We start from the raw sequence: 13,118 nt of genomic DNA on the forward strand, positions 1-13,118 counted from the left end.
TTAACTCACCTCATCTTTTAATTCCTTTAGTGAAACCGACAGCACCTGCGAGACGCCTGACTCTTGCATCACCACGCCGTATAGTTGGTCGGCACGTTCCATTGTACCTCGCCTATGCGTAATGACAATAAACTGGGTATGCATGTCGTATTTTTCCAAAAACTCAGCAAACCGGGTCACGTTCGCATCATCTAATGCAGCTTCAACTTCATCCAATACACAAAACGGAACAGGCTTGACCTTGAGCATTGCAAAGAGCAAGGTGATCGCCGTCAGGGCACGCTCGCCGCCAGACAGCAAACTTAAGCGCTGCAACTTTTTGCCGGGTGGCTGAGCAACAATTTCCACCCCTGTGGTTAAGAGATCCTCAGGATCAGTTAGTACTAACCGGGCACTGCCACCGCCAAAGACCACGGGATAGAGCTCAGCAAAACTCTTAGCAACCGCATTGAAAGTCTTGTTGAAGCGGCTACATACTTCAGAATCGAGCTCAGCCATCGATTCGCGCAGGTTGTCGCGACCTTTAAGGAGGTCTTCCTGCTGACCAATCAAGAAGTCATACCGTTTTTTAACATCTTCATATTCGTCAATTGCCTGCAAGTTAACCGGTCCAATATCGGCTAGAGATAACTGATGCAGTCTAACGCTCTTTTGCAAACGGGCTCGCGTTTCATCATTGTTCTCATCCTCAGCCTGCTTAAGGGCCGCCTCAAAGGTCAAAGCATATTCCTTACGCAATTTTTCCAAACGCTGGTCAATTTTGCCAGCCAGCTGGGCGATTTTAACCGAAAGGTTCTCCTGCTCACTAGCAGCAGCCTTGCGCAAATCATAATTCCGGCTGGCCACCTGGTCAAGTTGCGTAATTTTTGCATCGTACTGGCCCAGTTTAGCACTCAGATTACCAAGCTCCCTTTCTAAGTCTTCCTTGCGGGCCGACTCCTGCTTGATTTCGGCATTCAGCTCCTGCTTCTTCTCCTGGTCCATAGTGCCCGTTTGTTCAAGGGCGGTTAGCTTCTCCGTAATACCCTCTATCTGTCTTTGACACTGGGTTAAGCTATGCTCTTTTTCCGTTTTTTGCTTGGCCAAATTTTCAAGCTTGTTGGACAAGACGGCCAATTGTGGATCTAGTTCAGCCAGCTTGTCTTGAACCTGCTGGTTGAGGGACGTATAGTTCTTAATCCGGTCTTGGATATCACTGATAGCTGCCTTCTGCTTATCAATCTGCTGCACGAAGCCTTCCTTCTGGTCTTCGGCTTTCTTAATTTTAGTTTGTAATTCGGCTACTTGCTTGGCTCGTTCAGCTTGACGTGATTCTAGGAGTTCACTTGCAGCTTTTAAGCGCTTGACTTCCTTTTCCTGGTTTTGGTAAGACAAGACCGCTTCACCTAGTTCGCGGTTATATTCTTGTTCCTTGAGCCGTACCTGATCGATTTCTTGATCAAGACTTGCACTTGCTGCAGTTAGTTGGCTGAACTTGGCTTGGTCCGTAGCTAATTTTTGCTTTAGGATCTTAATATTCTGTTTCAGTTCATTCAGCTCTGCTACTGTCTGCAGCGGTGAGTTATTCTTCTGGTTACGCGCACCACCAGTCATCGACCCGCCCGGAGCAATCACGTCGCCATCAAGGGTAACAATGCGGTAGCGAGCAATCCGCTGGCGCATATTCAGAGCATGGTCAATTGTATCAACGATGACTGTACTACCTAGCAAGTAGTTGATCGCAGGACTGATATCTTCAGTTGTATTACTGGCAACTAGCTCACTGGCGATACCCTGAAAACCATCATACGATTCCATAATCTTAACGGTAGAAGACGGAATTGAATATTCACGTAGTCCATCAAGGGGCAAAAAAGTCGCCCGCCCGGCACGACTAGACTTGAGTTGATTAATTGCATCTCGTGCGCTGACACGGCTAGTTGTGACTAAATCCTGGACACCACCGCCAAGCGCAGTTGCCATAGCTGCTTCTAATTTAGCCGGAAAGGTAATTAGTTCACCAATAGCACCAATAACGCCAGGATAATCTGGCAAATGATTAAGGACATTCTTAACCCCATAATAGTAGCCTTCATGCCGTTTACGGATGTTTTCAAGTGCTTCGTAGCGCGCCTGCACTTGACTGTATCGTTGATTGTTTTTATTTACGACCTGCTGTAAGTCAGCCAACTTGGCTTGTTTTTGGGCCTGTTCTGCGGTTAGAGTAGCCAACTTAGACTTTTGTGCCTGGTATTTTTCCTTGAGCGTAGTGCCTTGCTTGCGCAAGCGTTCAAGTTCTGCCGTTGACTGGTCAAGCTGCTTGCTTACATCATCATTTTGATAATCATCATCATTGCCAGCACGATTCAATTCGGATTGCAGGTAGACAATCTCATTATTGTTGGATGTCTGATCCTGCAACAACTGAATATAAGCGGCCCGTAAATCTTCCAGCTGCTGGTTTAATTGCTTGGGATCTGAGTCCAAACGTTTGGTTAAACCCCTACGCTGATCTTGGAGCTGCTTTTGCTCCTTGGTTAGTTCTTCTGCTTGCTTCTTTAAAGTAGCACATTCTGCCGCTAAACTGCTGGCTTGTTCCTTCAAGTCAGTCAGTTCCGTGCGGTATTCCTTCTTAGTTGCCTCGCTATACTGCTTGCTTTGTTCCGCCACCTGCAAATTAGTGTTAATGTCAGAAAGCTTCTTAGTCAAGACCAATAAGTCATGCTGAATCTGTTCACGTTGCGTGCTGATCTGCTTATACTCATCACGCTTAGCTGCAACTGCACTTTGAGACTCCTTTACCTCACGATCAAGCTTTGATAAGAGTACCTGATTTTGATCTGCTTGCTGCTGTACCCCCTGCTTCTGCTGGTTCAAATCCTCGATTTCAAACGCTAGCAGAGTTTTCAAGTCATGGTCGAGACCTGATTTTTGAAATTGATATTCCTTCGCCAGCGAACTCTGCTCATGAAGTGGCTCAATCCGTTGCTCCAGCTCCTTCACCAGGTCATTAATCCGCACCAAATTTTCCGTAGTCTGTTCGAGTTGCGCGCTCGCTTCTTCCTTTTGCTTTTTAAAGTGCAAAATACCGGCTGCCTCTTCAAACAGACTCCGTCGGTCTTCGGGCCGGGAATTTAAAATTTGGTCAACCCGTCCTTGCGAAATGATTGCCAGACTGTCTTGGGAGATACCCGAATCCATGAATAAGGCCCGTACGTCACGCTGGCGCACGCTATGCTTGTTAATCAGATATTCGTTATCACCAGACCGTAAGATACGCCTAGTCACTACCACCTGGTCGGCGTCAAAGTTCAGTTCATGTTTCTTGTTGTCAAAAACCAGCGCGACCTCAGCATGAGTGGCCGGTTTACGAAATTCACTGCCGGCGAAGATGACATCTTTCATGTTTGATCCCCGCAGTGACTTGGCACTTGACTCACCCATTACCCAACGAATCGCTTCTGTAATATTGCTCTTACCACTGCCGTTGGGACCAACAATGCCAGTGATACCACTGTCAAACTTGATTTTAGTTTTTTCGGCAAATGATTTAAAACCATCAATCGTTAATTCTGTTAATGGCACACACTTATCCTCCTAGTTGAGCTTGGTTAAGGCAGCCTTTGCGGCCTCTTGCTCAGCTGCTTTTTTGTTGTGACCTTGCCCCTGCGATAGTACTTGGTCATTTACTGCCAATTGGACGGTGAACCGTGACGGCGTCTGTTCTTCCTGCAATACAGTGTATTCAATCTTCACGGGTCCGTCTTGCTGCAGCAATTCTTGCAGATCCGTCTTATAATCACGCGAGGCATCGAACTTACCTGCATCAATCAAGGGAAACACGGTCAAGCTCAAAAAGTGTTTTACTGCATCCATGCCCTGATCAAGGAAAAGCGCCCCATTGAAGGCTTCAAACACATCTTCCAGAAGTGTTTTGCGCGCCCGCGCACCCGCTTTTTCCTCACCATGACCTAGATTAATTTGCTCTGGAAAGCCAAATTTTTGCGCAAATTCAGCAAAGCCCTCCGTATCAACGATATTGGATCGCATACGCGTCAATTCGCCTTCGTTCAACTCGCTAAAATTGCGGTATAAGTATGCAGAGATTGCTAATTCAAGCACTGCATCCCCCAAGAACTCCAGTTTTTCATAGTCTCGAATGCCAGCTTCCGGATGCTCGTTGGCGTAAGACGAATGAGTAAACGCTTCTTCCAATAATTTTGGGTTGTCAAAGTTAATTTTGTATTTTGTGCTTAATTGATCAATAAATTTTGTACTAACCATCTTATCAGCCCCTTTATCTTATTAGATTATACCAGTTTTTACCTGGTAAATTAAAAAAACTACTGCAGGACTGTGCAATAGTTTTCTTAAATTTAAGTATTTGTTGATGTTTACAATATGGTTTATTTCGCAAAACCAATTTGGTAAAACAGCTTGTTACCTTCAGAAGGCTTTCTTGAGTAACCTGTTACTTTGTTATTAACCGCATCAATCTCGTACTCATTGTACGTTGGAACAACATAAGCCTCATCATTCATGTACTTTTGCCATTCATGGAATTTTTCTACCCGATACTTGTGGTCAAAGGCTTTCTGTGAATCCATTTCTTCAATCAGCTTAGTATTCTCTGGTGTGACAAAACGAGAATAGTTAGACATGGTTCCTTCGCTATACATCTGCTGCTGCGATGGTTCAGAAGAAAGCGACCAACCGCCAAGAAACATGTCTACCTTCGGATCATCATGCTGCACCTTGTCATAGAAAGAATTAAATTCAGTCAGACGATTACCCACGAGTTTCACATTCAGACCAATCTTATTCCACTGCTGGATATAGTTTTGCACTATTGGACCATCAATTGAAGTGTTTGACTTAGCCAAAAGGTTGATTGTTAATGGTTTACCATTTGGTTGGGAACGCCACTTGCCCTCCTTCTTATAACCCGCCTTGTCTAAAATTTCATTGGCCTTCTTAATATTATGAGTATAGCCCTTATTGCCCTTGTCGAAGTAATCACCAAACTGTTCTGGAATTAGGGTTGGGATTTGGAAACTCAAGCCATCCGTATAGTGCTTGTAGACTGCATCAGTGTTCATTGCATAAGCCATCGCCTGACGCAGTGACTTATTACCCATCTTGGCATTTGGATTCATCACATTCTTTGATTGCTTATTGTCCCATTTACCAACCTTAAAGGCGAGATACCGATAAGCTAGGGGAATTTTTGCAATAAAGTTAACCCCTTTAGTTCCCTTAACTTGCTTCCATTGGGCATTAACTACCCGCGCAACATCGAATTTGTGACTCTTAATTGCCTGAGTAGCTGAATTCGGATTTACAACTTGATAAATAATCTTATCTAGCTTTGGCTTACCGCGCCAGTAGTACTTGTTAGGTACCCAAGTGACGGATTGGCCCCGAACAATATGGTCTACCTTGTATGGGCCGAAGTATAACGGCTTCTTCCTAACTTGGTCTGATGCTTCTAACTTGGCAAACGGAATGTCCTTTAAGTAATGATATGGGGCAGCATATTCCCAGAAATAGCCATTACCACTATTGTACATTCCCGGCTTCAATTCTGTACAGTGAAAAACCGCTACCCGGCCATTCTCTCCATCTGGCATCTCAATTCCGGAAATAGTCTTGGCTTTACCTTCATGATATTCTTTCATGCCCTTAATAAGATTAAATTGACTTGAATACCGCTGTGATTTGGTTGCCTTATTGGCAATAATCTCATAAGCAAATTCAATATCTTTAGCGTTTACCTGGTGACCATCCGACCACTTAACCCCCTTCTTGACAGTCATTGTGATCGTCTTGGCTTTACGGTCCAACTTCATAGTGGCTGGTCCCTTATCATTGATCTTGTAATGATCGTCCGTATCAAACAATGCTTCCGAACCCGGGCTGGCAACATCCGCGTCGGGCTGACTCATTTGTAACTCTTCGTTGAAGATACCAGTAAACGGCGTGTCAGTTTCTTCAGCAATCTTTAATGTTCCACCTTGCTTAACTTCTTTCACTGGAGTTTCAATCGGAAACTTGCTGGCACTTTTTGCACCTTCATTACTATTATTTGAACTTTTACCACAAGCCACTAAGGTAAGAGCGGCAGCGGTAACCAGACCGACCGAACTAAATATTTTTCTCTTCTTCATGGTAGATAACTCCTCTATATATTGTTAGCTAAGTTATTAAAACAAGTTAATGATTAAATATTACCACATTAAATTAAAATTGCAATATTATTGTTAATTTTAATTTAATTTAATATCTGATAAAGTTTAATGTTAACAAAAAATCTCAAGCTTTTGCTTGAGATTTAATCGTCTTAGATCAACTAATTATTTTACAAAACCGACTTTATACCAAGCACTGTCTTGTGATGGTCTTCTTGAATAGCCAGTTACCTTGTCGTTGACCGCCATTACCTTGTATGCATTATACATTGGAATGACATAGGCTTGGTCAAACATATATTTTTGCCACTCATGAAATTTCTCAACACGATACTTATGATTGAAGGCTTTTTGTGAGTCCATTTCATTAAGCAATTTTGTATTTTCTGGTGTAACAAAGCGCGTCATATTAAATGGGGCACCTTCTTTATACAAATCAGCTGGGGATGGTTCAGAAGATAGACCCCAGGCAGCCATGAACATGTCAACAGACGGATCATCATGCTGGACCTTATCATAGAATGAGTTGAATTCTGTCAACCGCCCGCCAACTAGGCTAATATCTAAGCCTATCTTGTGCCATTGTTGCAGGTAATTTTGTACAATTGGCTCCTGAATAGAAGTACCTTGCATTGCCATCAACTTAATTTTCAAAGGTTTACCATTAGGTTGGACACGCCACTTACCCTTCTTCTTGTAACCAGCCTTATCCAAAATTTCGTTGGCCTTTTTAAGGTTGTATGTATAGCCCTTAATACTTTTATCAAAGTAATCACCAAATTGTGCTGGAATCAGAGTTGGCACCTGGAAAGAAAGGCCCTTAGTATAGTGCTTATAGACCTGATCAGTATTCATGGCATATCCAATGGCCTGACGGAGAGACTTGTTACCCATCTTGGCATTAGGATTCATTACATTCTTATCCTTCTTACCATCCCATTTACCAACTTTAAAGCCTAAATAACTGTAGTAAAGTGGAATATTTGCGACGAATTTAACATCCTTTGTGCCCTTAACTTGAGACCACTGAGCATTGACTACGTCCGCAATATCAAACTTGTGACTTTTAATAGCTTGCGAAGCAGATTCCTGCGAAACAACTTGGTAAACGATTTTATCCAGCTTCGGCCTACCACGCCAATAGTTCTTATTTGCCGTCCAAGTTGCAGATTGTCCACGAACTAACTTACTCAAAACGAAAGGACCGTAAAAAAGTGGGCTCTTTCTAATTTGATCAGAGGACTCAAGTTTTTTGAATGGTACATCCTTTAGGTAATGATATGGAGCAGCATGCTCCCAGATGTAACCATTACCACTGTTAGTCATTCCTGGCTTCAGTGTATCATAGTGCAGGATCGCGGTGAGACCAGTTGGACCATCTGGCATTTCAATGCCAGAGATGGTCTTAGATTTGCCCTCATGATATTCCTTTAAACCTTTAATAGTTGCTAATTGGCTAGTGTATCTTTGCGATTTAGTCGCCTTGTTAGCAATGATTTCATAGGCAAATTCGATGTCTTTGGCAGTAACTTGCTTGCCATCAGACCATTTTACACCCTTCTTCATGGTAATTGTAACCGTATTATTCTTACGATCTAGCTTCATGGTAGCTGGACCCTTATCATTAATGCGGTAATCATCATCGATATCGAAAAGCGACTCATTACCTGGAGAGGCAACATCACTATCATATGCTGTAATAGCTAATTCGCTAGAAAAGATACCAGTAAATGGTGAATTTGTTTCTAAAGCAACCTTAAGCGTACCGCCTTCTTTAATCTCTTTTTTCGGCATGTCTGTTGGGAACTTACTTGCCGTCTTAGCCTCATTGGTATTATCGTTATTGGACTTGCCACAGGCTGCTAGAGCCAGGGCTGCCATACTTACAACTCCAAGTGAACTAAATAATTTTGTTTTCTTCATCAAAAATGACTCCTTCTCATTAAGTAGTTAAGTGAAGTTTCTAAAACAAGTTAATAATTAAATATTAGCACATTTTATTAAATTTTCAATAGATAGATTAATTTTTACCTAATATAGCCAAGTTTTCAACAAATTTTTTTAATCAGCAAAAAAAGCCTCAAGTAGACTTGAGACTTTTTTGACTTATTTAATTTTTACTTTACTTAACAAAACCAACTTTATGCCACAATTGGTGACCATTAGAATTGTCAGAAGGTTTAGTGGAATATCCAGTAACCTTGTTATTAACTGCAATTACCTTGTAGGAATTTTCAACTGGAATGACGTAAGCTTGATCATTCATGTACTCTTGCCATTCGTGGAATTTTTGAACACGATAGTTATGGTCGAAGGACTTCTGGGAGTCGATCTCTTTTAATAACTTAGTGTTCTCGGGAGTAACGAAACGGGTGTAGTTCATTGGTGCCCCCTCACCATACATCGAAGCAGGCGATGGTTCACTCGCCAGACCCCAAGCGGCAAAGAATGCATCTACTTCTGGATCATCGTGCTGAACCTTGTCATAGAACGAGTTAAACTCAGTCAAACGACCACCAACTAATTTGACGTTCAGGCCAATCTTGTTCCATTGTTGGATATAGTTCTGAATAGTTGGCTCCTGAACAGAACTACCAGTCATGGCTAAGAGGTTAATTGTTAATGGCTTACCATTAGGCTGAACACGCCATTTGCCCTTCTTTTTATAACCGGCCTTGTCCAAAAGATCATTAGCTTTCTTCAAGTTGTAGGAATAACCTTTGGCATCCTTGTCGAAGTAATCGCCGAATTGCTTAGGAATTAGGGTAGTAACCGGGAAGCTCAAGCCAGAAGTATAGCGCTGATCAACCGCAGCAACGTTCATAGCATAACCCATAGCCTGCCGAAGTGACTTATTACTCATCTTGGACTTAGGATTCATGACGTTCTTGTCTTGCTTGCTATCCCATTCTCCCACTTTGAAGCCTAGGTAGCGGTATTGCAATGGGATCTGCGCAATAAAGTTAACCCCCTTGGTATCCTTAACTTGGTCCCATTGCGAATTAATTACTTGAGCAACATCGAACTTATGACTCTTAATCGCCTGAGATGCTGAATTTTGTGAAATAACCTGGCAAATAACTTTGTCTAACTTTGGCTTACCGCGCCAGTAGTACTTGTTAGGTACCCAAGTTACAGATTGACCACGGACGATCTTCTGAACCTTGAATGGACCAAAGTACATTGGCTTCTTCCTAATTTGATCAGAAGACTGTAACTTCTCAAACGGAACGTTCTTCAAGTAATGATATGGGGCAGCTGATTCCCAGAAATAGCCATTACCACTGTATAGCATTCCTGGCTTCATTTCCTTGAAGTGTAGAACTACCGTCCGGCCGTCTTCACCTTCTGGCAGCTCAATTCCAGAGATAGTCTTAGACTGGCCATTGTGGTATTCTTTGACTCCTACAATATCTTCTAATTCGCTGGTATAGCGTTGTGACTTGCTCTTCTTATTAGCAACAATTTCGTATGGATATTCAATATCCTTGGCAGTAACTTGCTTGCCATCAGACCACTTCACACCCTTCTTCACGGTGATAGTAATCGTTTTGGCCTTCTGATCCAACTTCATTGTTGCAGGACCCTTATCAGTAATCTTGAAGCTGTCATCGGTATCAAATAATTCTTCTTCACCAGGTGAAGCAACATCAGCGTCCAAAGAACCCGTATATAGCTCATCTGAAAAAATACCAGTAAACGGGGTATCAGTCTCAATCGCATACTTGAGCGTCCCACCCTGCTTAGCCTCCTTAGTCGGAACAGCCTCAGGGAACTTACTTGCGACCTTCGCATTTTCATTGTTAGCTGTATCGCTACTCTTACCACAAGCAACCAGTGTCAACGCTGCAGCAGTTACAATGCCGACAGAACGAAGCAATCTTGTCTTCTTCATAATTAAAAAAATACTCCTATCTATTAATGCTAAACATTAGTATTTTGGAATAAGTTAACATCTTTATTCTATCATATTCATTTCTAATTATTAGTTTTTAGCTATCACAAAATAATAAAAATATAATTAAAACAACACAAAAAAACATTGCTTTTTTTAGCAATGTTTTTGATAAATCTAATTTTCTCTTTGTCTTGCGTCGCCCGCACGTTGCAGTGCCCGTCCAACATAGTTAATACTTAAGGAGATCGCTAATAGTAAAACTGTCGCTGGTAGCCACAACCAAGGTCGGCTGACCACATTGACCGGATCATTGGCAAAGTTGATTAACGTACCAAGAGATGGCACATCAGTAGGCAGTCCATAGCCAATAAAGGACAGAGTAGTTTCAATCCCGATATTACCTGCAACCGTAAGTACCACGTCGATAATTAACATTGAGGTAATATTCGGAAGAACTTCCCGGAACATAATCTTCAAGTCCGATGAACCTGAAGTCTTAGATGCAAGCACATAGTCGCGACCACGTTGAGAGAGCACAAAGGCCCTCATTAACCTCGCCGTCGATGTCCACCCAAAGAGCGAAATAATCCAAACTAAAGTTAATGGACTGAACTTAGGAACAACAGTTACTAAGACAATTTCAATTGGTAGTGCAGGTAGAACTTGAACGAAGTCAACAATTCGCATAATAACTGCATCTACATAACCGCCGTAGTATCCGGAAACTAATCCGATAAGGACACCAACAGTCTCACAGATTAAGGTTACACACAGTCCAATTAAGATTGAGTTACGTCCACCCATCATTAAGAGCTTGACAATATCACGACCACCATCGTCAGTACCTAGGAGGTGCCCATTCATGCCCCAACCAAAGTAAGCATCGACAATGTTAGTTTCAGTAACTTGTTCCTTATTAAGGAACAGTGAGCCACCAAAGGTGAAGAGTATAACTAATATAATGACAATAAAAGCGGTTAAGGCAATTTTGTCCTTGACAATTTCTCGTACAATTACCTTAAAGCTTGAGGCAGGAGAAGAAACTTTTGCTTTTTTAACTTCTGTTTTTGCAGTGTTTTCTTTCTTTTCAGACATTTCTTTCTCCCCCCTTATTTAATCCGAATCCGTGGATCGACAATACTCATGATAATGTCAGATAACAAGTTACCCAGCAAGGTCAAAATACCAAAGATCAAAATCAACGCGGTTAAGGTCGTATAGTCACGTTGGCCGATTGAGTCTAGGAATAGTTTACCCATTCCAGGGTAACTAAAGACTGTTTCAACAATCATTGACCCACTCAACAAGCCGGTAATTACCGTACCAAGCGACGAGGCGATTGGCAGCAAAGAATTCCGCAGAATATGTTTGCGAAAGACCACGTTGTCTGGAACGCCCTTACTATGGGCTGTCCGTACATAATCTTCAACCTTATTGTCAACAATTCCAGTTCGCAGATATTGAACGATACTTGTAGTCGTAATCAAAGCCACGAGGATTGCTGGCAAGATAATGTGATAGAGCTGACTGCCAATCGTCCCCCAGAAACCTGAGGCACTTGGCGAGACCGATCCAGAGATGGGGAACCAACCCAGCGTAAAGCCGAACAGCCAAATCCCTAAGATATAGAAGACAAATGGTGGCACTGCAAAGGTAATATAGTTGAAAATCTGCACGGCTTGATCCTGCCACTCATCCTGGTGACGACCAGCAATAACGCCGAGCGGAACTGAGATTGAGTAGCTGATAACAGTTGTCAAAATTGATAACCAGAAGGTATTAACTGCGCGATCGGCAATCAGTGAGGTTACCGGAACATGTTGAATGTAACTTGTTCCTAGGTCACCCTTGAGGAGGTTACCAACCCAGCGTGCGTATTGCACCGGTGCTGGGTCATACAGACCCGCTGCCCGCTTTAAAGCTTCTAATTGTTTGGGATCCGTATTCGGATTAATCTGACCACTAAACGGGTCACCGGGCATCATTTTAGCCAAAAAGAAGACCAAGATACTCAGAATGATCAATTGCGGGATCATAATTAATATACGTCTTAAGACTGTTTTCCACATTATTAATCGCTCCCCTTTTCATTTAATTCTGCGCGCTTAACTTCATCTTCAGGAAGTGCGACCAAGTGCTTACCAGATACCTCTTGCAATGGAAAGACGCGTCCGTCTTTGTCATACCACTTGCTCTGATCATTCTGAAATTCTTGCTCAACCTTCTCGCGGTTCTGCTTATGCTCTTCCCGGTGTTCCACGTCGACCAGCGGAATGGCTGATAGCAAGCGCTTGGTATAGATGTGCATGGGGTGCTTATAGATATCTTCCCGGCTGCCAATTTCAACCAAACGGCCACGGTGCATGATTGCGAGATTCTCGGACATGTGCTTAACCACACCCAAATCATGGGAGATGAACAAGTAGGCAATGTTGTACTGTTGCTGAATGTGTTTCATGAAGTTGAGTACCTGCGCCTGCACAGAAAGGTCAAGCGCACTGGTCGGTTCATCGGCCACAATTAGCCTTGGATTAGTCGCAACTGCACGAGCAACCCCAATTCGCTGTCGTTGACCACCCGAAAACTCATGCGGATACTTATAGATAGAATCGCTCGGCATGCCAACAATATCAAGTAGCTCTTGTACGCGATCGCGCTCTTGATCAGTTGTTAACTTCTCAAAGTTGCGGATCGGCTCAGCAATAATATCTTCAATTCGCTTCCTGGGGTTCAAACTTGACAGGGAATCCTGGAAGATCATCTGGACATCCTTATTGTAGTCAAGCTTACGCCGATTCGAAGACTTGGTAATATCAACATCTTGATAGATGATCTGGCCACTAGTTACTGGCTCCACGCCAACAATCGCCTTACCTGTGGTTGACTTACCTGACCCGGACTCACCGATTAAGCCATAAGTCTCACCCTCATTAATAGTGATACTAACATCGTCAACGGCCCGAACATAGTCCGTAATTCGATTCCAAAAGCCTGATCTGATTGGGTAGTGAACCTTTAAATTTTTTACTTGAATAATTTCTTTAGCCATAAAA

8 protein-coding genes are annotated in these 13,118 nt (G+C 42.8%); all 8 read right to left on the reverse strand.

Translation table 11 applies throughout. From position 1 onward, the window contains the following. Nucleotides 1–3,564, reverse strand: coding sequence for a chromosome segregation protein SMC (smc, locus tag R8389_RS04860; RefSeq protein ID WP_317636920.1), 3,564 nt, complete (start codon nt 3,562–3,564; stop codon nt 1–3). Between the two features lie 12 nt (nt 3,565–3,576). Next, nucleotides 3,577–4,263 carry a ribonuclease III gene (rnc, locus tag R8389_RS04865; protein ID WP_317636921.1) on the reverse strand — a complete coding sequence of 229 codons (687 nt, stop codon included), beginning with the start codon at nt 4,261–4,263 and terminating at the stop codon, nt 3,577–3,579. Nucleotides 4,264–4,385: 122 nt separating this feature from the next. Continuing rightward, nucleotides 4,386–6,146 carry an oligopeptide ABC transporter substrate-binding protein gene (locus R8389_RS04870; RefSeq protein WP_317636922.1) on the reverse strand — a complete coding sequence of 587 codons (1,761 nt, stop codon included), beginning with the start codon at nt 6,144–6,146 and terminating at the stop codon, nt 4,386–4,388. Nucleotides 6,147–6,332: 186 nt separating this feature from the next. Next, a complete protein-coding gene (locus R8389_RS04875) occupies nt 6,333–8,090 on the reverse strand; it encodes an oligopeptide ABC transporter substrate-binding protein (protein ID WP_317636923.1) in 1,758 nt (585 codons plus the stop codon). Nucleotides 8,091–8,289: 199 nt separating this feature from the next. Then, the gene (locus R8389_RS04880; protein WP_317636924.1) at nt 8,290–10,062 is read right to left on the reverse strand and encodes an oligopeptide ABC transporter substrate-binding protein; all 1,773 of its coding nucleotides are present in this window, start codon (nt 10,060–10,062) and stop codon (nt 8,290–8,292) included. Nucleotides 10,063–10,239: 177 nt separating this feature from the next. Next, entirely contained in the window at nt 10,240–11,160 is a 921-nt protein-coding gene (locus R8389_RS04885; RefSeq protein ID WP_317636925.1) for an ABC transporter permease, read from the reverse strand. Between the two features lie 14 nt (nt 11,161–11,174). Continuing rightward, nucleotides 11,175–12,134, reverse strand: coding sequence for an oligopeptide ABC transporter permease (gene opp4B, locus R8389_RS04890; protein ID WP_317636926.1), 960 nt, complete (start codon nt 12,132–12,134; stop codon nt 11,175–11,177). Nucleotides 12,135–12,136: 2 nt separating this feature from the next. Beyond that, the gene (locus R8389_RS04895) at nt 12,137–13,114 is read right to left on the reverse strand and encodes an ATP-binding cassette domain-containing protein (protein WP_317636927.1); all 978 of its coding nucleotides are present in this window, start codon (nt 13,112–13,114) and stop codon (nt 12,137–12,139) included. Nucleotides 13,115–13,118 lie beyond the last annotated feature (4 nt).

The sequence above is a fragment of the Lactobacillus xylocopicola genome (assembly GCF_033096005.1).
Classification (GTDB): domain Bacteria; phylum Bacillota; class Bacilli; order Lactobacillales; family Lactobacillaceae; genus Lactobacillus; species Lactobacillus xylocopicola.

Excerpts from the sequence above, each read along its gene's own strand:
- rnc (WP_317636921.1), bottom strand. The coding sequence starts at position 4,263 with ATGGTTAGTACAAAATTTATTGATCAATTAAGCACAAAATACAAAATT.
- R8389_RS04870 (WP_317636922.1), bottom strand. The coding sequence starts at position 6,146 with ATGAAGAAGAGAAAAATATTTAGTTCGGTCGGTCTGGTTACCGCTGCC.
- R8389_RS04875 (WP_317636923.1), bottom strand. The coding sequence starts at position 8,090 with ATGAAGAAAACAAAATTATTTAGTTCACTTGGAGTTGTAAGTATGGCA.
- R8389_RS04880 (WP_317636924.1), bottom strand. The coding sequence starts at position 10,062 with ATGAAGAAGACAAGATTGCTTCGTTCTGTCGGCATTGTAACTGCTGCA.
- R8389_RS04885 (WP_317636925.1), bottom strand. The coding sequence starts at position 11,160 with ATGTCTGAAAAGAAAGAAAACACTGCAAAAACAGAAGTTAAAAAAGCA.
- opp4B (WP_317636926.1), bottom strand. The coding sequence starts at position 12,134 with ATGTGGAAAACAGTCTTAAGACGTATATTAATTATGATCCCGCAATTG.
- R8389_RS04895 (WP_317636927.1), bottom strand. The coding sequence starts at position 13,114 with ATGGCTAAAGAAATTATTCAAGTAAAAAATTTAAAGGTTCACTACCCA.